The 22,564-nt window shown below is 68.1% G+C and carries 26 protein-coding genes and 2 pseudogenes; 14 read left to right on the forward strand and 14 right to left on the reverse strand.

All coding sequences use genetic code 11. From position 1 onward, the window contains the following. Complete coding sequence (purC, locus tag BVI061214_RS05695; protein WP_053767605.1) at positions 1 to 687, reverse strand: phosphoribosylaminoimidazolesuccinocarboxamide synthase; 687 nt, start codon at positions 685 to 687, stop codon at positions 1 to 3. A 70-nt stretch (positions 688 to 757) separates the two neighbouring features. Between purC and BVI061214_RS05700 the strand changes: the two genes are divergently transcribed. Continuing rightward, positions 758 to 1,321 carry a Uma2 family endonuclease gene (locus BVI061214_RS05700; RefSeq protein ID WP_053767606.1) on the forward strand — a complete coding sequence of 188 codons (564 nt, stop codon included), beginning with the start codon at positions 758 to 760 and terminating at the stop codon, positions 1,319 to 1,321. A gap of 3 nt (positions 1,322 to 1,324) precedes the next feature. On the opposite strand, the gene purB is transcribed toward BVI061214_RS05700, so the two are convergent. Beyond that, positions 1,325 to 2,635, reverse strand: a complete 1,311-nt coding sequence (purB, locus tag BVI061214_RS05705; RefSeq protein ID WP_053767607.1) for an adenylosuccinate lyase — start codon at positions 2,633 to 2,635, stop codon at positions 1,325 to 1,327. 103 nt (positions 2,636 to 2,738) lie between these two features. On the opposite strand from purB, the gene BVI061214_RS05710 reads away from it, so the two are divergent. Next, entirely contained in the window at positions 2,739 to 3,035 is a 297-nt protein-coding gene (locus BVI061214_RS05710; RefSeq protein WP_003044054.1) for a nucleotidyltransferase family protein, read from the forward strand. Positions 3,036 to 3,059: 24 nt separating this feature from the next. Then, positions 3,060 to 3,374 (forward strand): HepT-like ribonuclease domain-containing protein, encoded by a 315-nt coding sequence (locus BVI061214_RS05715; RefSeq protein ID WP_053767608.1) that lies wholly within the window; start codon positions 3,060 to 3,062, stop codon positions 3,372 to 3,374. 2 nt (positions 3,375 to 3,376) lie between these two features. Here the strand turns inward: BVI061214_RS05715 and BVI061214_RS05720 are convergent, their stop codons facing one another. Both BVI061214_RS05720 and BVI061214_RS05725 read right to left on the reverse strand, forming a co-directional pair. Beyond that, the gene (locus BVI061214_RS05720; protein WP_053767609.1) at positions 3,377 to 3,958 is read right to left on the reverse strand and encodes an intradiol ring-cleavage dioxygenase; all 582 of its coding nucleotides are present in this window, start codon (positions 3,956 to 3,958) and stop codon (positions 3,377 to 3,379) included. Beyond that, a complete protein-coding gene (locus BVI061214_RS05725; protein WP_053767610.1) occupies positions 3,955 to 4,515 on the reverse strand; it encodes a YceI family protein in 561 nt (186 codons plus the stop codon). The genes BVI061214_RS05720 and BVI061214_RS05725 overlap by 4 nt, the downstream gene beginning before the upstream one ends. Positions 4,516 to 4,604: 89 nt before the next feature. On the opposite strand from BVI061214_RS05725, the gene BVI061214_RS05730 reads away from it, so the two are divergent. From BVI061214_RS05730 to BVI061214_RS05775, 10 genes are all read left to right on the forward strand, one after another. Further along, positions 4,605 to 5,264: an HAD family hydrolase gene (locus BVI061214_RS05730; protein ID WP_053767611.1), complete on the forward strand. Its 660-nt coding sequence runs from the start codon at positions 4,605 to 4,607 to the stop codon at positions 5,262 to 5,264. Then, positions 5,261 to 5,626 (forward strand): carboxymuconolactone decarboxylase family protein, encoded by a 366-nt coding sequence (locus tag BVI061214_RS05735; protein WP_053767612.1) that lies wholly within the window; start codon positions 5,261 to 5,263, stop codon positions 5,624 to 5,626. The genes BVI061214_RS05730 and BVI061214_RS05735 overlap by 4 nt, the downstream gene beginning before the upstream one ends. Beyond that, positions 5,598 to 6,275, forward strand: coding sequence for a uroporphyrinogen-III synthase (locus BVI061214_RS05740; protein WP_053767613.1), 678 nt, complete (start codon positions 5,598 to 5,600; stop codon positions 6,273 to 6,275). Before BVI061214_RS05735 ends, BVI061214_RS05740 begins: the two co-directional genes overlap by 29 nt. 98 nt (positions 6,276 to 6,373) lie before the next feature. After that, entirely contained in the window at positions 6,374 to 7,552 is a 1,179-nt protein-coding gene (gene hemA, locus BVI061214_RS05745; protein WP_053767614.1) for a glutamyl-tRNA reductase, read from the forward strand. Further along, positions 7,549 to 8,301 (forward strand): cytochrome c biogenesis protein CcsA, encoded by a 753-nt coding sequence (ccsA, locus tag BVI061214_RS05750; protein ID WP_053767615.1) that lies wholly within the window; start codon positions 7,549 to 7,551, stop codon positions 8,299 to 8,301. Before hemA ends, ccsA begins: the two co-directional genes overlap by 4 nt. Positions 8,302 to 8,367: 66 nt before the next feature. After that, a complete protein-coding gene (locus tag BVI061214_RS05755; RefSeq protein ID WP_003044078.1) occupies positions 8,368 to 8,565 on the forward strand; it encodes a hypothetical protein in 198 nt (65 codons plus the stop codon). Further along, the gene (locus tag BVI061214_RS05760; protein WP_053767616.1) at positions 8,555 to 9,208 is read left to right on the forward strand and encodes an SHOCT-like domain-containing protein; all 654 of its coding nucleotides are present in this window, start codon (positions 8,555 to 8,557) and stop codon (positions 9,206 to 9,208) included. The genes BVI061214_RS05755 and BVI061214_RS05760 overlap by 11 nt, the downstream gene beginning before the upstream one ends. Position 9,209: 1 nt before the next feature. Next, the gene (locus BVI061214_RS13430; protein WP_053767617.1) at positions 9,210 to 9,581 is read left to right on the forward strand and encodes an SHOCT-like domain-containing protein; all 372 of its coding nucleotides are present in this window, start codon (positions 9,210 to 9,212) and stop codon (positions 9,579 to 9,581) included. Continuing rightward, entirely contained in the window at positions 9,578 to 9,844 is a 267-nt protein-coding gene (locus BVI061214_RS05770) for a hypothetical protein (protein WP_053767618.1), read from the forward strand. Before BVI061214_RS13430 ends, BVI061214_RS05770 begins: the two co-directional genes overlap by 4 nt. Further along, entirely contained in the window at positions 9,838 to 10,209 is a 372-nt protein-coding gene (locus tag BVI061214_RS05775) for a DUF2089 domain-containing protein (RefSeq protein WP_053767619.1), read from the forward strand. The genes BVI061214_RS05770 and BVI061214_RS05775 overlap by 7 nt, the downstream gene beginning before the upstream one ends. Here the strand turns inward: BVI061214_RS05775 and BVI061214_RS05780 are convergent. From BVI061214_RS05780 to BVI061214_RS05805, 6 genes and pseudogenes are all read right to left on the reverse strand, one after another. Next, on the reverse strand, positions 10,163 to 11,569 hold the full coding sequence (locus BVI061214_RS05780) for a sensor histidine kinase (protein WP_053767620.1): 1,407 nt from the start codon (positions 11,567 to 11,569) through the stop codon (positions 10,163 to 10,165). The two genes, BVI061214_RS05775 and BVI061214_RS05780, sit on opposite strands and share 47 nt — an antisense overlap. Before the next feature lie 65 nt (positions 11,570 to 11,634). Next, on the reverse strand, positions 11,635 to 12,309 hold the full coding sequence (locus BVI061214_RS05785) for a response regulator transcription factor (RefSeq protein WP_003044097.1): 675 nt from the start codon (positions 12,307 to 12,309) through the stop codon (positions 11,635 to 11,637). 33 nt (positions 12,310 to 12,342) lie between these two features. Further along, a pseudogene (gene trhA, locus BVI061214_RS05790) lies at positions 12,343 to 12,959 on the reverse strand (PAQR family membrane homeostasis protein TrhA). A 3-nt stretch (positions 12,960 to 12,962) separates the two neighbouring features. Further along, a pseudogene (locus tag BVI061214_RS05795) lies at positions 12,963 to 13,223 on the reverse strand (putative PEP-binding protein); the annotation flags it as partial. 23 nt (positions 13,224 to 13,246) lie between these two features. Beyond that, complete coding sequence (locus BVI061214_RS05800; protein ID WP_053767622.1) at positions 13,247 to 14,137, reverse strand: AAA family ATPase; 891 nt, start codon at positions 14,135 to 14,137, stop codon at positions 13,247 to 13,249. Position 14,138: 1 nt separating this feature from the next. Next, on the reverse strand, positions 14,139 to 16,115 hold the full coding sequence (locus BVI061214_RS05805; RefSeq protein WP_053767623.1) for an elongation factor G: 1,977 nt from the start codon (positions 16,113 to 16,115) through the stop codon (positions 14,139 to 14,141). Between the two features lie 56 nt (positions 16,116 to 16,171). On the opposite strand from BVI061214_RS05805, the gene BVI061214_RS05810 reads away from it, so the two are divergent. Further along, positions 16,172 to 16,546, forward strand: a complete 375-nt coding sequence (locus BVI061214_RS05810; protein WP_211256778.1) for a M67 family metallopeptidase — start codon at positions 16,172 to 16,174, stop codon at positions 16,544 to 16,546. On the opposite strand, the gene BVI061214_RS05815 is transcribed toward BVI061214_RS05810, so the two are convergent. The 4 genes from BVI061214_RS05815 to BVI061214_RS05830 are packed head-to-tail and all read right to left on the reverse strand — an operon-like array spanning position 16,543 to position 22,516. Next, the gene (locus BVI061214_RS05815) at positions 16,543 to 17,022 is read right to left on the reverse strand and encodes a flavin reductase family protein (protein WP_053767625.1); all 480 of its coding nucleotides are present in this window, start codon (positions 17,020 to 17,022) and stop codon (positions 16,543 to 16,545) included. The two genes, BVI061214_RS05810 and BVI061214_RS05815, sit on opposite strands and share 4 nt — an antisense overlap. Before the next feature lie 9 nt (positions 17,023 to 17,031). Further along, a complete protein-coding gene (locus BVI061214_RS05820; RefSeq protein WP_003044112.1) occupies positions 17,032 to 17,823 on the reverse strand; it encodes an inositol monophosphatase family protein in 792 nt (263 codons plus the stop codon). After that, positions 17,820 to 18,419 carry a phosphoribosylanthranilate isomerase gene (locus tag BVI061214_RS05825; protein ID WP_053767626.1) on the reverse strand — a complete coding sequence of 200 codons (600 nt, stop codon included), beginning with the start codon at positions 18,417 to 18,419 and terminating at the stop codon, positions 17,820 to 17,822. Before BVI061214_RS05825 ends, BVI061214_RS05820 begins: the two co-directional genes overlap by 4 nt. After that, positions 18,410 to 22,516 carry an intein-containing adenosylcobalamin-dependent ribonucleoside-diphosphate reductase gene (locus BVI061214_RS05830; protein WP_053767627.1) on the reverse strand — a complete coding sequence of 1,369 codons (4,107 nt, stop codon included), beginning with the start codon at positions 22,514 to 22,516 and terminating at the stop codon, positions 18,410 to 18,412. The genes BVI061214_RS05825 and BVI061214_RS05830 overlap by 10 nt, the downstream gene beginning before the upstream one ends. Positions 22,517 to 22,564: the final 48 nt, after the last annotated feature.

The following is a 22,564-nucleotide window of genomic DNA, read 5'->3' on the forward strand; positions in this document are numbered from 1 at the left end:
TCACTCCCCCAAAACCCGCTTCAGGACCTCCTGGTAGGCCTCCTCCACGCCCCCTAGGTCCCTGCGGAAGCGGTCCTTGTCCAGAGGCTCCCCGTTCTTGCGCAGCCGCATGGTGTCGGGGCTGATCTCGTCGGCCAGAAGGATCTCGCCCCCGTGGCGCCCGAACTCCAGCTTGAAGTCCCAGAGGTCCAGCCCCCTCTCGGCGAAGAAGGCCCGGAGGAGTTCCCCCACCTTAAGGGTGGTGGCCTGGATCTCGGAAAGCTCCCTCTCCTCGGCGAGCCCCAGGGCCAGGATGGCGTTTTCGCAGATGAGGGGGTCCCCCAGGGCGTCGCTTTTCAGGGAGAACTCCACTAAAGGGGCCCTGAGGGGGGTGCCCTCCTCCACCCCGTAGCGCTTGGCGAAGCTCCCCGCCGCCCGATAGCGGAGGATGACCTCCAAGGGGACGATCTCCACCCGCTTCACCAGCATCTCCCGGTCGGAGAGCTCCCGGATGAAGTGGGTCCTGATGCCGTGGGCCTGGAGGTAGCGGAAGAGGGCTGAGGAGACCTTGTTGTTCACCACCCCCTTGCCGGGGATCAGGCCCCGCTTTTGCGCGTTGAAGGCGGTGGCCTCGTCCTTGAAGTAGACCCTTAGGTTTTCCCCCTCGGGGTAGAGGATCTTGGCTTTGCCCTCGTAGAGCTTTTCCATGCGTCTCCTGGGTGGGCGCTTGGCCCCTTCTTCCCATTGTAAGCCCCTCCGTGCCACAATGGGGACAGGCATGGCCCTGGTCTTGGACCTGGCCCACCCCATCACGGAGGCGGAACTCCGCCGCCTCTCCGAGCTCAATCCCGGGTACCAGCTGGAGCGTTCGCCGGAAGGGAGGCTTTGGGTGAGCCCCACAGGAGGAGAAAGCGGCCGGAGGAGCCTACAGCTGGCCTATCAGCTGGCCCGCTGGAACGAGGAGAAGGGCCTGGGCGTGGTCTTTGATTCCTCCACAGGCTTCCTTTTGCCGGATGGCGCCATCCTTTCTCCTGACGCCGCCTTCGTGGAGCGGGCCGTGTGGGAGGCCCTTTCCGAGGCCGAAAGGGAGGGTTTCCCCCCCATCGCTCCCGAGGCGGTGTTTGAGATCCGCTCGGCTTCCCAGGCTCTGGAGGAGCTCAGGTCCAAGATGGCCCTTTACCTGAAGAACGGGGTACGGCTTGGGGTTTTGGTGGACCCCTACGCCCGGGCGGTGGAGGTCTACCGCCCCCAAGAGGAGCCCCTTCGTTTACAGGGGGTGGAGGCCGTTTCCCTGGAGCCGGAGCTTCCCGGCTTCGCCCTCTGGCTTCCCCCCCTCTGGTAAGGCCTAAAGCCCGAAGCGGGCGTAGATGGCGTCCACGTGCCTCAGGAAGGGCGCGGGGTCAAAGAGGGCCTTAAGGGCCTCGCCCTTCAGGGGGTTTTCCGGGTCCTCCTCCAGAAGCTCGGCCAAGGGCCGCTTCTCCTCCCAGCTCTTTAGGGCGTTGCGCTGGACGATGGCGTAGGCCCGGTCCCGGGGGAGGCCGTGGGCGATGAGGGCGTTCAGGACCTGCTGGGAGTAGATGAGGCCCCGGGTCAGGTTCAGGTTCTTCTCCAGGTTGGCCTCGAGGACCACCAAGCCCCTCAGGATCCCCTTAAGCCGCCTCAGGGCGTAGTGGGCCAGGGTGGTGGCGTCGGGGAGGATGACCCTTTCCACGGAGGAGTGGGAGATGTCCCGCTCGTGCCAGAGGGCGATGTCCTCCAGGGCGGGGTGCAGGTAGCCCCTTAAAAGCCTCGCCACCCCCGTCAGGTTTTCCAGGCCCACGGGGTTTTTCTTGTGGGGCATGGAGGAGCTCCCGGTCTGGCCCTCGGCAAAGGGCTCCTCCACCTCCAGGACCTCCGTGCGCTGGAGGTGCCTTAGCTCCACCGCCACCCGTTCCAGGTTCCCCCCCAGGATGGCTAGGGCCGCCAGGACCTCGGCGTGCCGGTCCCGGGGCACCACCTGGGTAGAGATGGGCTCGGGGCGGAGGCCGAGCCTCCCCGCCACGTGGGCCTCCACCTCCGGGGGCACGTGGGCGTAGTTGCCCACAGACCCCGAGATCATGGCCACGCCGATGGTCTCCCTGGCCTCCTTAAGCCGCCTTTGGTCCCGCTGGAAGGCGGCGTAAAAGCTTAAGAAGCGGAGGCCGAAGGCCGTGGGCTCGGCGTGGACCCCGTGGGTGCGGGCGATGGCGGGGGTGCGCCGGTAGCGGAGGGCGAGGGCCTTTAAGGCCTCCTCCACCTCCTCAAGCTCCGCCAGGACCAGGTCCAGGGCCCGGGCGAGGAGGGCGTTTTGCGCCGTGTCCACCACGTCGGAGCTGGTGAGGCCCAGGTGGAGGTAGCGGCCCACCTCCTCGTCCTCGGTCCAGGCCACCAGGGCCCGGGTGAAGGCCACGATGTCGTGGCGGGTGGAGGCCTCCATCTCCGCCACCATGCGGGCGAAGGCCTCGGTGAGGGGTTTTTCCTGGAGCTTTTTTAAAAGCCTTTGGGAAAGCCCCCGGGGCACCTGGCCCAGGGCTTCCCAGGCCTCGAGGGCGTAGGCCTCCACCAGGGCCCAGGTCTGGTAGCGGCTTTCCTCGGACCAAAGGGCGGCCATCTCCGGCGTCTGGTAGCGGGCGATCATGCCCTTTAGGGTACCAGGGAACGGGCGGAGGTTGGCCAAGGAGGCTGGAGGGGAGCGTATACTAACGGTTGTGGGGTATTCTCGCCCCTTTAGGGGGTAGACCATGAAGACCCTGGGCGAGATCCGGCGCATCTTGGCCCAATACAAGCCGGAGCTTCGGGCGCGCTTCGGCGTGCGGGAGCTGGCCATCTTCGGGTCCTACGCCCGGGGGGAGGCCACCCCCTTAAGCGACGTGGATATCCTGGTAGCGCTAGAACGCCCCCTAGGGTGGGAGATTGTGGACCTGCGCGATTACTTGGAAGCCCTACTGGGGCTTCCGGTGGACCTGCTCACCGCAGGGGCCTTGCGGCGTAAGCCGCACTTGTGGCAAGCGGTGCGAGAGAACCTGGTCCATGTCTAGGCGGAATGCGCGCCTCCTAAAGACATGTTGGAAAGCTTAGAAAAGATTGAGCGTTACGCCACTGGGCTAACCTTTGAGCGTTTCGCCCGGGACGACCGTACCGTGGATGCCGTGGTCCGTAACCTGGAGGTCATCGGCGAAGCGGCCCGGCAGATCCCCTCGGAGGTTCGGGAGCGCTACCCGGAGGTTCCGTGGCGGCGGGTGATCGGCCTGCGCAACGTTGTGGTGCACGAGTATTTCGCCGTGGACGTGGAAATCGTTTGGACCGTGGTCCGGCAGAGCTTACCGGAGCTAAAAGAGGCGCTACGGCGAATGATGGCGGAGTTGGGGCAAGCGTAGCCTCAGCCGGGTAAGACGAGGACGAAGGTTCCCCGAAAGCCCTCCCCCTCCCTTTCCAGGGGAAGGAGGAGGTCCGCCCGGAAGAGGCCGTCCTGGCGGTTGCCCACCCGGGGCATCCCCCGCTCCCGGTAGGGCGGGAGGGCGTAAACCTGGCGCTGGACCTCCTCGGGGAAGAAGAGCTGGGTGGCGAAGGCCTGAGCCCCCGCCTCCACCCGGAGGTGCAGGTGGGGGGTGCGGCTTGGATACCAGCCGGGGAAGAGGGTAAGGAAGGCCGCCTGGCCCTCCGCGTCCGTGCGCCGGAAGCCCCGGCAGAAGGTCCCGGGGGCGTTTATCCCGGAGTAGCGCCCCAGGGCGTCCGTGTGCCAGAGGTCCACCCGGACCCCCACGAGGGGGCGGCAGGCCCGGTCCTGCACCCGAAGCCGCAGGCGGAGAGGCACCCCGGGAAGCCCCTCCCGGAGGTCCTCCCTTTCGGGCACGTCCCGGAGGTAGTAAGGGCCTTGCGTGAGGGCGGGGGTGGGGGTGCAGGCCTGCCCCCGGGCCAGGGGCAGGGCCAGGAAAAGGCCGAGGAGGGCGCGGCGCTTCATTTCCGCCTCAAGACCAGGTCCACCTCCAGCCGGATGCGGTTTTCCACGCTGAGGAGGATGGGCACCCGGGGCTGGACCAGGCCGAACCTCTCAAAGGGGAACTCGGTGCGCAAGAGGACCCGCGCCTCCTGGCCGGAAAACTCCACCTCCCCCTCCCAGACCACCTCCTGGGTCACGTCCCGGATGGTGAGGTCCCCCACCACCTTCACCGGGAACTTGCCGCTTTGGGGCAGCGGGTTGGGAAGCCCCTCCACCCGCTTGGGGCGGAAGCTGGCCGTGGGGAAGCGGTCGGTCTCCAGGGTGTTCTGGCGCAGGTAGTTGTCCCGCCGGGCCTGGTCGCTCTTTAGCTCCCTGAGGTCCACGGTGAAGCTCCCCGTGGCCTGGCCTCCCTGGAGGCGCACCTCGCCCTTCACGGCCTTGGTGGTGCCCACGGCGTCGGTGATGCCGATCTGCACCAACTGCTCCCGGACCCGGTAGCGGGCCTCCCCGGAGACCACCTCAAAGCTCTGGGCCAAAGCGGGTACCAGAAGGGCCAGGATTCCTATCCACCACCGCACGGCTACCACCTCCTCGCTTAGCGCTAGGGAAAGCGTAGCAGGCCAGGGTTAAGAGCGGGTTAGAGGCCCCCCTGGTTTACACTGGGTCCATGACCCGGGCCCTCACCTTTGACGTGGGCAACACCCTGATCCTGGCAAGCCCCCGCTTCTGGCTTTTGCCCTTTCTGGAGGAGCGGGGCCTAAAGCCCAGGGGGGACGTGCGGCAGGCGGCCCTTCAGGCCTTCCGCTTTTACGAGGAAAACCACCTCCTGGCCCGGGACCTGGAAAGCGCCCTGGGCCTTTGGCGGGAGTTTCACCGGAGGCTCTTCGCCGGGATGGGCCTCGAGGCGGAGGCGGATCGTCTTTCCCGGGAGCTCGTGGCCAACTGGCTGAACCCGTCCTTCTGGCCCCTGGCCCCGGGGGCGGAGGAGACCCTGAAGGCCCTCAAGGAGCGGGGCTACCCCCTGGCCGTGGTCTCCAACTGGGACGCCTCCTTGCCGGAGATCCTCGAGGCCGTGGGCCTGAGGGGCTACTTTGACCACCTGGCGGTGAGCGCCCTTTCCGGGGTGGCCAAGCCCGACCCCAGGCTCTTCCAAGAGGCCCTCAGGGCCCTCGGGGTGGCCCCGGAGGAGGCTTTGCACGTGGGGGACGCCGAGGCCGACCTTCTGGGCGCCCAGGGGGCGGGGATGCGGGCCCTCCTCTTTGACCCCACGGGGGAGAACCCCGAGGCCCTGCACCGCCTCCCCGCCGTGCTAGACTACCTCCCATGAGCGTCCGGGAGGCCATCTGGGGGGAGAAGCGGGCGGCCATAGAGAAGAGCCTCGAGGAGGTGGACCCCGACCTCTTCCGCTACATCCGCGACTTCGCCTACGAGGAGGTCCTGGCGAGGCCGGGTCTGGACCTGAAGACCAGGGAGCTTCTCGCCATCACCGCCCTCATTGCCCTGGGAAGCCCCAAGGAGCTCGCCACCCACCTGGAGGGGGCCCTCAGGGTGGGTGCCACGGAAGGGGAGGTGCGGGAGACCATTTTGCAGTCCGCCCTCTTCCTGGGCTTCCCCCGGGCCCTGGCGGCCATGAAGCTCTTTCACGCTGTGCTCAAGGGCCGTGGTGCTCCTCACGAGGGGGAAAGATAGGGCGCTTTTGGAAAGGCTCGCCGCCTTGGGGATAGAGGCGGCGGAGGTGGCCCTTTTGGAGCAGGTGGACCTGCCCGCTTTGGCCCTTCTTCCCGAGAGGCTCCAAAGGGCGGACTGGGTGGCCGTGACCTCCAAAGAGGGGGCTAGGCGCCTCCTCCTGGCCTGGGAGCGGGCGAAAAGGCCTCCCCTCAGGGTGGCGGCCGTGGGGGAGGGGACGGCGGAGGTCCTCAAAGAGGGGGGGCTTTCCCCGGCCTTCGTCCCGGGGAGGGCCACGGCCAAGGACCTGGCCGAGGGCTTTCCCGAGGCCCAAAGGGTCCTCTTTGTGGCCGGGGACCTGGCGGGGGAGGACTTGGAGAGGGGCCTTCTGGCCCGGGGGATCGCGGTGGAGCGCCTTCCCGTCTACGCCACCCGGGAAAGGGCCCTCTCCCCGGAGGAGGTGGCCCTTTTAGAGAGGGCCCAGGTGGCGGCCTTCTTCAGCCCTTCGGGGGCCAGGGCCTTCGCCCGCTGGACGGATCGTCGTCCCAGGGCCGCCTGCATCGGCCCCAGCACCGCGGAGGAGGCCAGGAGGCTCGGCTTTGCCGTCTGGGAGGCCGAGGCCCCGGGCCTGGAGGGCCTCTTTAGGGCCATCCTCGAGGCCCTCTCCCATTGAGCACCCCGCCGCGGCGGGGGCCCCATTAGTCCCCCGGGGCCTTTCCTTTGGTTAGGGGCTTTTGTCCCCCCTGGTCCGGCGTATACTCCCTTAAGCGTATGGCCCTGCCCCTTTATCTGGTGGGCCTTTCCCACAAGACCGCCCCGGTGGAGGTGCGAGAGCGTGCGGCCTTGGACCCGGCGGTGGCCCTGCCCGCCGCCCTGGCCCGCCTGGGCAAGGGGGTGGTCCTCTCCACCTGCAACCGCACGGAGCTCTACGGGGTGGGGGACCCGGGCAAGGCCCGGGACCTCCTTCTGGAAAGGGGCGTGGAGCCCCGCCACCTCTACCAGAAGGAGGGGGTGGAGGCCCTGCGCCACCTCTTCCGGGTGGCCGCCGGGCTGGACTCCTTGGTGGTGGGAGAGGCCCAGATCCTGGGCCAGGTGCGGGAGGCCCTCTTCCTGGCACGCAAGCACGGGGCCACGGAAAGCCTCTTGGAAAAGGCCTTCCAGTCCGCTGTCGCCCTGGGGAAGCGGGCGAGGAGCGAGACGGGGATCGGGGCCGGGGCGGTGAGCGTGGCCTACGCCGCCTTGGACCTGGCCTTGGCGGTCTTTGGCGACCTAAGCGGCCTGGCGGTGGCCGTCCTGGGGGCGGGGGAGATGGCGGAGCTCTTCCTCACCCACCTGAAGGCCCACGGGGTGGGGAGGGTTCTGGTGGTGAACCGCACCGAGGAGCGGGCCAGAACCCTGGCGGACCGGTTTGGGGGGGAGGCGTACCCCCTTTCCGCCCTGTCCCAGGTCCTCAGGCAGGCGGACCTGGTGGTGGCCTCCGCCGCCGCCAACCGCTACCTGGTGGGGCCCGAGGACCTGCCCAAGAGGGCCAAGCCCCTTTTCCTCATAGACATCGCCCTTCCCCGCAACATTGACCCCCGGGTGGGCCGCCTCCCCCACGCCTACCTCTACAACCTGGACGACCTGGAGCGGGTGGTGGAAAAGAACATGGCCGCTAGAAAGGGCGAGGTCCCCAAGGTGGAGGCCTTGGTGGAGAAGGCCATCGCCGACTACCTGGAGTGGTACGCGGGCCACCGGGTGCGGGAGGCCATCAAGGCCCTCGAGGAGCGGATCTTCCGCGAGGTGGCCCAAGAGTTTCCTCAAGGGGACCCCGCTCTCTGGCACAAGGAGGCGGGCCGCCGGGCCCATCCCTGGATCCTCGCCCTGAAGCTTGGCTCCAGGAAGCTCCTGCAGGGGGCCCCGTGCCCTAGGGAGTGCCCCCTCCTGGCCTTCCGTCCTCCCCGGCCATGAGCCCCGCCAACCTTCTCGCCTTGGGGGGCGTGGTGGGCTTAGCCCTTAGCCTCTTCTGGCCCCGGGCCCTTCACCTGGGGACCCTCCTTTACCTGGGGGCGGCCCTGGCGGACGCCCTGGCCAAGGGGGTGTTCTCGGGACCCGCCCAGCCCGCCCTCCTCCTTGGGGGGTTTCTCGCCCTTAGGGGGGAAAGCTTCCTCCTTAGGCCCTGGATGGCCCCTCTACGGCGGTACCTCCTTCTCCTCGCCCTTCTCCTGGGGCTCTTCGCGCTCAAGGCCCTGGAGCACCCTGGGGAAGCCCTCCCCCTTGCCCTCCCCCTCCTCCATGGGGGAGCCTTTCTCCTGGCCTACCTGGCCCTGGCCGTGGGGGTGGGGGCGGGGGTGATGGGCGCCCTCCAGGACCTGCGCCTGCGCCGCGTCCCCGAGAAGGCCCTGCAAAACGCCCCCCTCTGGAGCCTCAGGCGCCTGGAGCGGGGGTACTTAAGGGTGGGCTACCTGGCGGCCACCCTGGGCCTGGGGAGCGGCATGGCCTGGGCCTGGGGCTACTTCGGGAGCCCCCTGGCCTTGGACCCCAAGGAGCTTTCCGCCTTCCTGGGCTGGCTTTCCATGACCTTCTACTTCCTCTTGGAGGAACGGCTTAGAGGGCTTTCCCGGGCCGGGCTCCTTCTTCTCGCCTACGCCCTGCTCCTCTTCGCCTTTCTGGGGGCGCCCTTCCTGGGGTCCCGGCATCCCTCGAGGCTCCCCTTTTAGCGAATGGAAAACTGAACTTGACAAAATGTAAAGCTCGGCATTACAATCCCCTCAGGGGGTGAGAGGATGCTGGGTCCTTGGGTGCCCTGGGAGGCGGCGCGGTTCCACCGGGAGGCCCTCCTGAAGGAGGCGGAGCGGGAAAGGCTCCTTAGGCCTCTAAAGCGGGGCTGGCGCAGGCGGCTGGCCCGTTTCCTCCTGGCCCTTTCCGCCTGGCTGGCCCCGGAGGAGGCCTGGCGGGGGAAGGAGGCGGCCTATGGAGGATAGGAGGCGCATCCTGGAGATGGTGCAGGAAGGGGTTCTGAGCCCCGAGGAGGCCCTGGAGCTCCTTGCGGTCCTGGAGGACCGGGAGGAGGGGCGGGCCGAGGAGGGTCTAACCCCTCCTCTGGTCCGCCTGGTGGCCCAGGGGGCGGAGGTGAGGGTGGTGGGGGAGAAGGGCCTCGCCTCGCCCCGGGCGGAGGGCGGGGAGTTCCGGCAGGAAGGGGAGGGCCACCTTTTCCGCCTAGGCGTAGGGGAGGAGGGTAGGCTCTGGATCCCCGAGGGGAGCCCGGTGCATCTGGAGGCCAAGGCGAGCAACCTGGAGCTCTCCCGGGTGGCCCTCTCGGGGCAAGCCCATGGGTGCAACCTGGAAGGGGAGGAGCTTTTGGGGCTGGACCTCCGCCTGGTGGCGGGGAACTTGGAGGCGGGCCTTCTCCTCAAGGAAGGGCGCCACGGGCTGGACCTCAAGGCGGCCAACGCCGAGCTCCGCTTCCTCCCCGGCTCGGACCTCCTTTTGGAGGTAGAGGCCCGGCTTTCCTCGCTGGAGGTAGAGGGCGCCTGGACCCGGGCGCCGGGCGGGTACCGGCTTGGGGAAGGGCGGGCGGTCCTTAGGGTGAGGGCTTTCGCCAGCAACCTGGAAGTGGAGGCCTAGCATGGAAGAGAAAAGGCGCGTGCTGGAGATGTTGCAGGCGGGAAGCATCGGGGTAGAGGAGGCCATGGACCTCCTTTCGGCCCTGGAAGGGACGAGGCCCGAGCCCAGGCCCCCGGCCCGGCTCCTCAAGGTGCGGGTGGAAGCGGAGGAGGAAGGGCGGGCCGTGAAGGTGCACCTCAACCTCCCCCTGGCCCTGGCCCCCCTGGTGGAGTCCTTCCTCCCCGAGGAGGCCAAGCTCACCCTGGGCCGCCAGGGGGTGAACCTCAAGGACCTCCTGGCCCTCCTCAAGGAGGGGGTCCCCGAGGGGAAGCTGGTGGAGGTGGAGGCCGAGGAGGAGGAGGGGCCCGTCCGGATCCTGGTGGAGGTGGTGTGAGGCCGCCCCTGAGGCCTCGGTTTCTCTACCTGGCGGTCTGGGGGCCCTGGCCCTTTCCCCTCTACCTGGCCCTCCCCCTCTTCCTCCTGGAGTGGGGGCTTCTCCTCCTCCTCCTCTTTCTCTGGAAGACCCGGGGGCTCCTTAGGGGAAGGCCGGGGCCCAGGGTGCCCTTCCTTAAGGTCTTCGCCCTCCGGGGGCTTCCCCCCACGCCCCTCCTTTCCCTGGAGGCCGAGGGCGTGCGGCTGAAGGTGGGACTATGGTGAAAAAGCCCATGCCGGTGCGGTGCCCCGCCTGCGAGGGCCCCCTTTCCGTGAAGGCCCTTTACTGCGAGGCCTGCGGCACCGAGGTCGTTGGGCGGTTTCTACCCAACGAGTTCGCCCTTCTTCCCCGGGAGCACCTGGACTTCCTCCGGCTTTTCGTGAAGACCCGGGGCAACCTGAAGGAGGTGGAGCGCATCCTGGGGGTTTCCTACCCCACGGTGCGGGCCAGGCTGGACGCTCTCCTGAAGGCCCTGGGCTACGAGGCCGGGGAGGAGGAAGGGGATAGGCTTCAGGTCCTCGAGGCCCTGAGGCGGGGGGAGATCAGCGTGGAGGAGGCGGTGGCGCGGCTGAAGGAAGGGAAAAGCTGAAGGCCGTGCCCTGGCCCACCTGGCTTTCCACCCAGATCTCGCCCCCGTGGGCCTCGAGGATAGCCTTCACGATGGCCAGGCCGAGGCCCGAGCCCCCCCGCTCCCGGTCCCGGGCCTTGTCCACCCGGTAAAAGCGTTCAAAGAGGTGGGGGAGGTGCTCCGGGGGGATCCCCTCCCCGTCGTCCTCTACCCGCACCACCACCCGGTCCCCCAGGTCAAAGGCCCTGAGCCACACCCGCTTAGCCCCCGCCTTGAGGGCGTTGGAGACCAGGTTGGCCAGGACCTGGTGGAGGCGGTCCGGGTCCCCCCGCACATAGAGCTCCTCCGGGGCCTCCACCAGGATCTCCCCCTCAAAGCTTCGGGCGAACTCCTCCTTGACCTCCTCCAAAAGGTCCAGGACCCTGATGGGCACGGGCTCTATGCGCCAGGTGCCGCTTTGCGAAAGCTCCAGGAGGTCCGAGACCAGCTTGCCCATGCGCTCTGCCTCCCGCCGCACGATCTCCAGGCTTTCCCTTTGGGTTTCCGTCAGGGGGGTGCGGCGCAGGAGGTAGCCCACGTGCCCCAGGATGGCGGTGACGGGGGTCCTGAGCTCGTGGGAGGCGTCCTGAAGGAAGCGGGTCTGGGCCTCGAGGGCCTTTTGCATGCGGGCGATCATGCCGTTCAGGGCCCTCACCAAGGCGGCCACCTCGTCGTTGCCCTCGGGCTCGGGGAGGGGCTCAGGGCGGTCGGGCATGGACTCGGCCCGGCGGGCGAGCCACTCCAAAGGCTCCAGGGCCCGGGCCACCAGGCTCCGGGCCAGGAGGAGGGCCAGGAGGAGGACCAGAAGGGCCGTCCCGGCGTAGATGCGGCCGAACTGCTCCAGGGTGGCCTCCAGGTCCTCCGTGGGCTTGCCCACCAGGAGGACTCCCTTCCAGACCGCCCCAGCCAGGTTTACCTCTACCTTCCTGGCGTAGACCAGAAGCCTAAGGGGCCGGTCCTCCCGAGGAAGCTCCACCTCCGCCCAGACCTCCCCCTCCTTCAGGAGGGTTTCGTACTCCCTCTCCTTCAGGACCAGACGCTGGCTTCCCAGAGCCGGGCTTTTTTGCAGGCTGATGCCCCCCTCCTTGGCCAGAAGGGCGGGGTTTTCCTCAGGGAGGAGCTGGACCTCGGCGTAGAGGCTTGGGGGAAGGCCGGCCTCCAGGAGGGCCTGTCCGCCCAGGTTCAGGAGGCGGACCACCTGGTTGCCCGCTTCCAGAAGCTCCGCCCTCAGGTTGCGGTAGAGGAAGCTCCTTAGAAGCCCATCCAGGGCGAAGCCCAAAAGGAGTAGGGTGACGAGGAGAAGGCCCGCCGTGAGGAGGGTGATCCGGGTCCTGAGGGTCATGTGGGGCTACCGAGGCCCTGGGGCAAAAAGGGGCCCCCGCCGGGGCAAGCGCCCCAGCGGGGTACTCAGTCCTCCCTCAGCACGTACCCCACGCCCCGTACCGTGTGGATGAGGCGGCGCTCCCCGCCCGCCTCCAGCTTCTTACGCAGGTAGCCGATGTAAACGTCTACCACGTTGCTCCCGCCCTGGTAGCCGGGCCAGACCTTTTCCTCTATCTCGTAGCGGGTGAAGACCTTGCCCGGGTTCTTGGCCAGAAGCTCCAGAAGCTCAAACTCCTTGTTGGAGAGCTCAATGCGCCTCCCGGCCCGGAAGACCTCCCGGCCCTCGAGGTTGATGACCAGGTCCGCCACCCGGATCTCCCCGGTGATGGCCGGGGTCACCCGGCGCAGGTGGGCCCGCACCCGGGCCAGAAGCTCCTCAATGGAAAAGGGCTTCACCAGGTAGTCGTCGGCCCCGGCGTCCAGGCCCTGCACCTTGTCCTCAATGCGGTCCTTGGCGGTGAGGATGAGGATGGGCACGTTGGAGGTTTTGCGGATGCGCCTGGCCACCTCAATCCCGTCCATGACGGGGAGCATCAGGTCCAGGATGACCAGGTTGGGGTTCACCTCCCGGAACTTGGAAAGCCCGGTGATGCCGTCGTGGGCCACCTCGGTGCGGTAGCCCTCGGCCTGAAGCTCCAGCTCTATGAAGCGGGCGATGTCCTTTTCGTCCTCTACGATCAGGATCAGAGGGGGTTCCATATCCCCATGGTAGCTCACTTTCTCATGAGAAAGTTAGGCGTAAAGGCTCAGCACCGCCAGATACATAAAGAGGCTCCCCAGGAGAACAAGGAGATGCCAGAGCCCGTGAAAGCCCACCTTCCTGGGCCAAGGGTTGGGCCATTCCCGCCAGTAAACCAGGGCCCCCAGAGTGTAGAAGACCCCGGAGGTGGCCATGAGGGCGAGGTGGAAAAGGGCAGCTCCAGCCTGGGCAGGAAGAGGACGGAAAGCCAGCCCAGGCCCAGGTAGGCCAGGGTGTAAAGCCAGCGGGGCGCCTTGAGGAAGAGGAGGCGAAATGCCACCCCCAGGAGGGCCAGGCCCCAGATGAGGCCCAGGGCGAAGCTTCTGGCGCTCCCCTCGAGGCCCTCCACCAGGAAGGGCGTGTAGCTCCCGGCGATGAAGAGGAAGATGGCGGCGTGGTCCAGGCGGCGGAGCCAGGCCAGGGTCCGGTCTTCCACCTTCAGGGCGTGGTAGAGGGCGCTGGCCGCCAGCATGAGGGCCATGGTGAGGCCGAAGACCAGGAGGACGGGCCAGACCTCCTGGGGAGCGAGAAGGAGGAGGAACAGGCTTCCCAAGAGGGCCAGGGGCACCCCAAGGGCGTGGCTTAGGGCGTTGAAGGGCTCCCGCAGCACGCCTCAGGATACCCCAACTTCCATCTCGGCCACCTTTTTCACCGTGCGCAGGAGGGCGTCGGGGTTCAGGCTTATGGAGTCAATCCCCCTTTCCACCAAAAAGGCGGCGAACTCCGGGTAGTCGGAAGGGGCCTGGCCGCAGATACCCACGGGCCTGCCCTTGGCGTGGGCCTTCTCAATGAGCAGGGCGCACAGGGCCTTCACCGTCTCCCGCCTTTCGTCAAAGAGGTGGGCCACCCGCTCCGAGTCCCGGTCCAGGCCCACCTCATGAAAAAACCGGATCCACTTCACGGCACGCCTCCTTTCCTCAGGGCTTCCGCGAGCACCTTCTCGGCGCTCTCTCCCCCGTAAAGGGCCTCCTCGGTGAGGAAGAGGCGGTGGGGGAGGGCCAAAAAGGCGGCGTCCCTGAGCTCCTTCCAGTCCACCAGGGGCTTCCCCCGGAGGTGGGCCAGGGCCTTGGCCAGGGCCAGCCAGGCCTTGGCCCCCCTGGGGGAGAGGCCCATGCGGAGCCTTTTGTCCTCGGCGGTCAGGAAGGCCACGTGGGTGATGGCCTCCAGGGCTTCCTTGGCCACCCGCACCGCTTTGGCCTCCTCCTGGGCCTTTAGGAGGTCTACCTCCTGGGGCTCCGGCGCCTTGGGCTCCTCGGTGAGGATCCTGAGCCACACCTCCTGCCTGGGGGGGCGGAAGACGATGCGGGCGGTGAAGCGGTCCAGCTGGGCCTCGGGCAGGGGGTAGGTGCCCTCCAGCTCCAGGGGGTTCTGGGTGGCCACCACGAAGAAGGGCTCGGGGAGGGGGTGGCGCACCCCGCCGGCGGTAACCGCCCTTTCCTGCATGGCCTCGAGGAGGGCCGACTGGACCTTGGGCGGGGCCCGGTTGATCTCGTCGGCCAGGACCACCTGGGCGAAGATGGGCCCCTTGACGAACTCAAAGCGCCCCTCGCGGAAGACCTCGCTCCCCGTCAGGTCCTGGGGGAGGAGGTCGGGGGTGAACTGGATGCGCTTGTAGCTTAGGCCGCTCGCCCGGGCGAAGCTTTCCGCAAGAAGGGTCTTGCCCAGGCCCGGAACACCCTCCAGAAGGGCGTGCCCCCGGGCCAGGACCGTGGCCAGGAGGGCCTCAATGACCTCCTCCTGGCCGAAGAGGGCCTGGGCCAGGACCTCCCTCAGGCGCTCCAGGGCCACCTCAGCCCTCCTGGGCCCGGCTCTGGATGATCTTCTGGGCCAGGGGCGGGGGCACCTCCTGGTAGTGGCTGAACTCCAGGGTGTAGGCCCCGGCGCCGCCCGTGAGGCCGGGGAGGGCCTTGTAGTACTCCAGGACCTCGGCTAAAGGCACCTCGGCCCGCACGGCCGCCAGGGCCCCCTCCTGCTCCATGCCCAGGATCCGGCCCCGCCTGGCCTGCAGGTCGGAGAGGATGTCCCCCACCCGCTCCTGGGGGGCCAGGACCTTGATCTCGTAGATGGGCTCCAAAAGGGTGGGGCTCGCCTCGGCCATCACCTTCTTGAAGGCCATGCTGGCGGCGATCTGGAAGGCCAGGTCCGAGGAGTCCACCTCGTGGTAGGAGCCGTTGTAGACGATGGCCTTGAAGCCCATCACGGGGTAGCCCGCCAGAACCCCCTTCTTGGCCGCCTCCAGGATCCCCTTCTCTATGGCCTCCTGGTACTTGGAGGGGATGACCCCCCCGGTGATGCGCCACTCAAAGCCGTACTCGGGGGCAGGCTCGAGGCGGAGCCAGACGTCCCCGTACTGGCCGTGCCCCCCGGTCTGCTTCTTGTACTTGCCCTGGCCCTCGGCCACCCGCCTTATGGTCTCCCGGTAGGGCACCTTGGGCACGGAGAACTCCACCTCCACCCCGTAGTCGGCGAGCCTCTCCTTGGCGGTGGTGAGGTGGAGCTCCCCGTGGCCCCAGAGGAGGAGCTCGCCCGTCTCCTCCTGGCGCTCCAGCTTGAGGCTCGGGTCCTCCTCCAGAAGCTTCCTCAGGGCCTCGCCCAGCCTGGCCTCGTCCGTGCGCCCCTTGGGGTGGATGGCCACGGGCACGTTGGGCTCGGGGAGGCGGGCGAAGGGGATCTCCTCGCTCTCGGGCCTTTCCCCCTGCCAGAGGACCATGCCCCGGTGGAGGTTTTCCGCCTTGGGAAGGCCCAGGATGTAGCCCGCCTCCGCCCCCTCCACCTCGAGGAGGTCCTTGCCCATGGGGACGTAGAGGTGGGGAAGGCGGATGGTCCCCGCCTCGCTCATGAGGGCGTCCCCCGGCTTCAGCCTTCCCCGGTAGAGGCGGACGTAGGCCACCTGGCCCATGAAGGGGTCCACCTGCACCTTGAAGACCTTGGCCAGCGCCGGGCCTTCCCCGAAGCGCTCCTCTGGGGAGGGGAAGGCCTCCAGGATCAGGTCCAATAGGGGCAGGACCCCGATGCCCGTTGCCCCTGAGGCCAGGGCCACGGGGTAGAGGAGGCCCCGGCGCACCGCCTCGTGGAAGGCCTTCTCCAGGGCCTCGCCCGTCACCTCCTCCCCCTCCAGGTACTTCTCCAAGAGGCCCTCGTCGGTCTCCACGATGGCCTCCAGGACCTCCTGGCGGAAGCTTTGCACCCTCCTTTGCTCCCCTTCCGGGATGGGCACCTCCACTTCCTCCCCGTTTTGGTAGCGGTAGGCCTTCCCGTGGAAGACGTCCATGAGCCCCACCCACCTGCCCCCCTCGTAGAGGGGGAGGTCTATGGGGAGGATGTGGCCCAGGGTGCTTCGGAGGTCAGATAGAAGGGCGTAGTAGTCCCCGCCCTTGTCCAGCTTGGTGACCACCACCATCCGGGGAAGGCCCAGGCGCTCGGCCACGGTCCAGGCCCTTTCCGTCCCCACCTGGACCCCGTTTTCCGCCGAGACGGCCACCAAGGCGGCGTCGGCGGCCTCGAGGGCCCCCCGGATCTCCCCCACGAAGTCCCCGTAGCCGGGGGCGTCCAGGAGGAAGATGCGGTGCCCCCTGTGGCGCAAGGGGGCCACCCCGGTGCGCACCGTGGTGCGGTGAAGTTTGGCCTCGGGGGTGTAGTCCGTGGTGGTGGTGCCGTCCTCCACCCGGCCCATGCGGTCCTTGGCCCCCGTTTTGTAGAGAAGGGCTTCGGTGAGGGTGGTTTTGCCGCTTTGCGCGTGGCCCACCAGGGCGACGGTTCGGATCATGGTCCCTCCTTCTTGGTGCCCATAGTATAGGGCCAGGAAGGGGGCGATTGTCCCGGATGCTCTACGTGCCCAGGAGGCTTCTAGAGGAAACCCAGGCCCACCTCAGGCAGGAGTTCCCCAAGGAGGGGGTGGGCCTCTGGGGGGGGAGGCGGGAGGTGGAGCGGGTCATCCCCCTGCCCAACGCCCACCCCAGCCCCCTAACCGCCTACCTGGCCGAGCCCCTGGCCCTCCTCAAGGCCCTGAAGGCCCTGGAGAAGGAGGGGATGGCCCTTCTCGCCATCTACCACTCCCACCCCAAAGGCCCCGCCTTCCCCAGCCCCACGGACCTCCAGGAGGCCCGCTGGCGGGTGCCCTACGTCATCTTCGGCACCGACGGCTTCCGGGCCTTTCTCCTCCCCGAGGGCCGGGAGGTGGGGATCGTGGTCCTTTAGCCCCCGTAGAACCAGCCCGTGTCCCACATGACCAGGGGCCTGGCCTCGTACCGCACCCCGGCCTCCACCACCTGGGCCACCACCAGGCTGTGGTCGCCGCCCTTATAGAGGTGGCGCACCTCGGCCTCCAGCCAGTAGGGGAGCTCGGTGAGGAGGGGCAGGCCGAAGGTGGGGGAGGGCGCAAAGGGGTGGCCGTTGAGCCGGTCCCCCTCCCGGGTCGTGGGCTTGAAGAAGTCCTGGGCGATCCCCTTCTGGTCGTGGGCCAGGGTCATGAGGCAAAGCTTCCCCGTGCGCTCAATGAGGGCGTGGAGGCGGCTTTCCGCCTTGACCCCCAGGGCGATGAGGGGGGGCTGGAAGGAGGCCTGGGTCACCCAGTTCACCGTGCCCGCCGCCACCTCCTCTCCGTCCTGGGCCGTGAGGATGTAAAGGCCGTAGGTGAAGCTCCTCAGGACTTTCTTCTTGGCCTCGAGGTCCATACCCCGATTTTAGTCAGAGAGCAGGGCCTGCAAAAGGGCCTCGTGGATTTGGCCGTTGGTGGCCACGATGTAGCGGTGGCCCAGGCGGTAGGGCTTCCCCTCCAGGTCCGTGACCCTTCCCCCCGCCTCCTCCACCAACAGCCACCCTGCGGCCACGTCCCAGGGGTTCAGCTTCACCTCCCAGAAGCCCTCGAGGCGGCCCGCGGCCACGTAGGCCAGGTCCAGGGCGGCGGCCCCCGGGCGGCGCACCAGAAGCCCCCGCCTGAGGGCCCGCCCAAAGTAGATGAGGTTCTCGGCGTCCTTGGCCACGTCGTAGGGGAAGCCCGTGGCGAGAAGGCTTCCTAAGAGCTCGGCCCTTTGGGTGACCCGGATGGGCCTCCCGTCCAGGTAGGCCCCTTCCCCCCTCAGGGCGTAGAAGGTCTCCCCCCGGGCCGTGTCCATGACCACCCCCGCCTGGATGACCCCCTCGGCCTCGAGGGCCAGGGAGACCCCGTAGAAGGGGAAGCCGTGGGCGTAGTTGACCGTGCCGTCCAGGGGGTCCACGATGAAGCGCAGGGCCTTACTGCCCTCGCTCCCGCCCTCCTCGCCCAGGAAGCCCGCCTCGGGGAAGCGGCTTAGGAGAAGCTCCTTGATGGCCTCCTCGGACTCCCGGTCCGCCTGGGTCACCAGGTCCGTGGGCCCCGACTTGGTGCCCTGGGTGAAGCCCTTTTCCAGGTAGTAGAGGTGGATGCCCCGGGCCAGGCGGGCCGCTTCCAGCATGGAAAGGAGATGGGGGTGGTAGGGGTGGCGCCTGCCGATCACCCTCCCATCATACGGGCGAAAAGCGCCCTCAGCTTAGCCTCGCTCTTGACCCCGGGGGCCTCCTCCACGCCGCTGGCCAGGTCCACGCCGTAGGGGTTCAGGGCCAGGACCTCCTCCAGGTTCTCCGGGCCAATCCCCCCCGCCAGGATGACCCGCTTGCCGGTCTGGAGGAGGGGCCTCGCCCAGTCCCTGGGGTAGCCCTGGCCGCTTCCTGGGTTTTTGCTGTCCAGAAGGAGGGCGCTCGCCGGGTAGCTGGCCCACTCCGGCCTGGCGGGGCCTTCCAGGGCGAAGGCCTTGATGACGGGATAGAACGCGCCCACCCGCTCCGCCCACTCCGGGGGCTCGAGGCCGTGGAGCTGGGCCACCTGGAGGCGGGCCTTTTCCATGAGCCGCAGGACCTCTTCCGGGCCCTGGTCCCGGAAGACCCCCACCCGGGCCACGAAGGGCCCCAGGGCCTGGGAGATGGCCCGGGCCCTCTCTGGGTCCACCCGCCTCGGGGAGCCCGGGGCCAGGACGAAGCCCAAGGCCCAGGCTCCCAGGGACTCGGCCAGGAGGGCGTCCTCCAGGCGGGTGAGGCCGCAGATCTTTACCCGCACTTGCTGTAGCCGCACACCTGGCACTTCCAGCAGCCTTCCTCCCGCACCAGGGCCTTCTCCCCGCAGGAGGGGCAGAGGCCTGCCCCCTGGAGCTCCACGCCGCCCCCGGAGAGGGCGGGCAGGGGCTCCGCCTCGGCCTCTTCCTTAAGGCTTAGGCCCTTAAGCTCCTTGGGGATGGTCTCCAGGGCCACGGCGATCAGGTCCGCCTTGCTGGAGACCAGCCTCCCCTGGTAGGTGCCGTAAAGCCCGCCGTTGATGCCCCTCAGGGTGCGGATGATGGCCTCCGGGGGCACCCCGTACTGGAGGGCGATGGAGACCACGCGGCCCAGGGCCTCGGAGTCGGCGTTGGCCTCGTCCCCCGCCTTGCCCGAGGTGAGGATGACCTCTATGGGGTGGCCCTCGAGGACGTTCACCGTCACCAGGAAGCTCCGCTTGACCCCCTCGGGGGTGAGGAGCTTGACCATGTCCGTGAAGCCCATGAGGCGGCCTGGGCGCTCGTAGATGGGCTCCCCCGCTTTAGGTGCCCTAGGGGGGGCTTCCTCTAGCTTTGCTTCCTCGGCCCTTGCCTCCTGGGGTTTGGCCTTCCCCGTCTCCTTGGACTCCTTCTTCACCGTCAGCACCTGGAACTCCCGGGAGCCGTCCCGGTACACGGTGATCCCCTTGCAGCCAACGCGGTAGGCCTCGGCGTAGGCCTCCTCCACGTCCTCCACTGAGGCCTGGTTGGGCAGGTTGCACGTTTTTGAGATGCTATTCCCTGCGTACCCCTCGGCGTCGAAGGCCCGCTGCACAACCCCCTGCATGCGCACGTGGTCCAGGGGCGGGATGTCGTGGGCGCACTGGAAGACCTTCCGGATGGGCTCGGGGACGAAGGGGAGGTTCTGCACCGAGCCGTGCCCGTCCTTCTGGATCTCCTCCACGATCTTCTCCCAGTCCCACCTCCCGTCCTTGGCGAAGCCAGGGGCAGGCGGGTAGGCCTCCATGAGCTCCACGAAGAGGGGGTGGAGGAGGGGCTTGTACTCGCCGCCGATCCTGCGCCACACAAAGGGGCTGAAGACCGGCTCAATCCCCGAGGAAACCCCCATGAGCATGCTGGTGGTCCCCGTGGGGGCCACGGTCAGGACGGCCACGTTGCGCCTTGGCCTCACCCCCAGGGCCTGGAAGTACTCCCGGTGCGCCTCGTAGAGGGGGAAGACTCCCCTTTCCTTCGCCAGCTCTTCCGAGGCCTTGATGGCCTCCTCCCGCATGGCGGAGATGATCTCGTAGACCTTTTCCCTGGCCTCTTCGGAGGCGTAGGGGAGGCCCATCTTGATGAGGGCGTCAGCCAGGCCCATGACCCCAAGGCCCAGGCGGCGGAGGCTTTTGGCGGCCTCCTCGTTGTCCTTGAGGGCGAAGACGTTCACGTCCAGGACGTTGTCCAGGAAGCGGATAGCGGTGTGGATGTCCTTGCGGAACTCTTCCATCTGGAAGGCCCCGTCCTTCACGTAGGCCGCCAGGTTCAGGGCCCCCAGGTCGCAGGGTTCGCCCACGGTGAGTGGGATTTCACCGCAGTTGTGTGCAACTATCCCATTTGCTATGAGGCTGTGGGTAACGGGTTCGGTGAGGTCGTAAACAGGGGCCTCGCCGGCGGGCTCCACGCCGACCACCGTAGCCAGGAAGGGCTTGTGGTAGCTTCCTTTAGGCCGATCCTGCAAAAAGGCCAGGAGTTTGGCCTGCTTTTCCTCCTGCAGAAAGCCCACGATCTCGGCGAAAAGGTCCCTGTTCTCGGCGCCCAGGATGAGCTCGTACTGGGCGGCCACGGGGTAGGCCTTGAGCCCGCCCCTGCCATCGGGAAGCTCCTTCTGCCCCGCTTCCCGCCGCTTGTGGATCCTGCCGTAGATGCCCAGGTTGAGGAGGAGAAGCTGGACATCCTGCAGAAGGCCCTTGCTGGAGGAGGCCAGGCGCACCGTGGCGTCCTGCTTGCCGGGGTTGATCTGCACGGAGCCGTCGGCGCTGAAGAGGCCCTGGAGGAAGCCCACCACCGCCTCCCGGGGGGCCCGGAAGAGGCTTTCCGGCACCCGCTTTTCCGTGGCCTTGGCCGGCTTGACCCCCAGGGCCTGGAAGAACTCCGCCGGGATGCGCTTAAAGTGGAGGTGGTAGGTGTTGGAGTGGGTTTCCTGGAGGCTTCCGCCCCCGAACCAGTCCTGAAGGAGGTCGGGAAGCCAGGCCACCTGGGCAAAGTCCTGCCGGGAGAAGTAGAAGCCCACCCCGTCTTCGCGCAGGTAGCCGTCCCCCAAGAGCCAGCCCAGGGCCACCCCGAGCTCCCGGCTCCAGCGGGTGGGGAGGTGGCTGTACTGGGCCCGGACGTGGGCGCGGCCTCGGCCTCCCGCGGTGGCTACCCGCTCCTGGACCACCTCGAGGACCGCGGCGGGCAGGGCCTCCTCTTTGGGGAAGAGCCCCTCGCCGCTTTGCACCAGGATCCGGTCCCCGGGCTTCAGGCTTCCCGCTTCCCGGTAGCCCTCCGGGGTCAGAAGGAGGTGGTCCGGGGTGAGGGTGAGCTCCAGGCCCTCCCGGGTGGTGAGGCGCACCACGGGCTTGACCCCGGTGTAAAAGGCCCGGGCCGCCTTGCGCACCACCGTGCCCTGGGCGGTCTGGGGGAGGCCTAGGCCGCCGTAGGGAGCCCGGCGGTCGGTGACCAGGAAGAAGCTTTCCCCCTTCTTGGCCAGCTCCTCAATGGGCACCAGGCCGAACTCGGTGGGGATGCGGGTGGAGCCCACGAAGCAGGGGTTGGTGGAGCGGATCTGGTAGCGGGGCCCAAGCCCCTTCAGGGCGGAAAGCTCGTTGATGCGGTCTATGAAGATGAGGCCCGGCTCCCCCGTGGCCCAGGCGTGCCAGGCGATCTCATGCCAGAGCCACCTGGCGGGCACCTTGCCCCCGTAGAGGGGGATAGCCTTGGCCCCGTCCTCCCGCTCCGGCAGCTTGGGGATCTCCCCGGTGTAGGGGCCCTCGAGGGGGTAGGGGTAGTACTTGCCGGGGACCTCCACGGGGGTCACAGGCCAAAGGGCATCCTCTTCCAAGGCCCGCATGAAGGCCTCGGTGACCAAGACGGAGATGTTGAAGGTGGAGATGTCCCCTTCGGCTTTTTCCCGGTCCAGGTCCTTGGCGGTGAGGAAGTCCAGGAGGTCGGGGTGGTCAATGGCCAGGGTGGCCATCCCCGCGCCCCTGCGGGTTCCCCCCTGCCGCACCACCCGGAGCACCGGCGCGTAGACGTAGCGCAGGGTGGCCACAGGGCCCGCCTCCTCGGCGCCCAGGGCGGCCCACTCCAGGAAGTTGTCAAAGATCTCCAGGAGGAAGCTCACGGGGCCGGAGCTCGTCCCACCGCTTCCCCGGATGGGGGCCCCTTCGGGCCTTAGGAGGGAGAAGTCCACGTGGGGGGTGAGGCCCTGGCGGGCCAGGGCGGCCGCCTCCTTGGCCGCCTCCACGATCCCCCCCATGTCGTCGGGCACCAGGATGCGCTCCTTGGGGGGTTCCTTGACCACCAACACCCCGTAGCGCTCCGCCAGGGCCCGCATCTTTGGCGAAAGCTCCCCGTAGACCACCCGGGTGAAGTTCTTGAGGGCGATCTCCTCCTTTTCCCCCTCGGGGTTGGTGGGGGGGCGCATGAGGCCCCGGATGAAGTCCTCGAGGTCCCGGTGCTCCGCCGAGAGGTAGGCCACCCCCCGCACCTCCCGACGCTTGCGCTTTCCCTTGGAGCGGTAGGGGTCCAGGTTGACCCCGTTCCCGCCCCCCACCTTGGTGACCAGGGCCAGCTTCTTGGCCACCTCCATGATGCCGGCGAAGCTCTCCGGAGGGTTCTCGGTGGCTCCCTGGACGAAGCAGTTGAGAAGGTTGCCGTGGGCCGTGCCCGCCCCCGCCAGGATGCGCCCGCCGGGGGAGAAGCGCTTCGTGCTCATGAGCTCGTAGAACTTCTCCTCCCAGTAGGCCCTTTCCTCGGGCTTTTCGGGCTTGGCGATCTCCCGGGCCACGCGGCGGAACATGCCCAGGATGTCCCCGTCCCCGGGTTGCAGGTACTGCCTTTTGGCGATGGCCTGGGCGTGCTCGTCAAAGAAATGGCGCTCCATAACCCTCCTTATCCCCCCATATCTTGGGGCTAGCGGGGAAGATGGTAC

It is taken from the genome of Thermus aquaticus (assembly GCF_001280255.1).
Classification (GTDB): domain Bacteria; phylum Deinococcota; class Deinococci; order Deinococcales; family Thermaceae; genus Thermus; species Thermus aquaticus.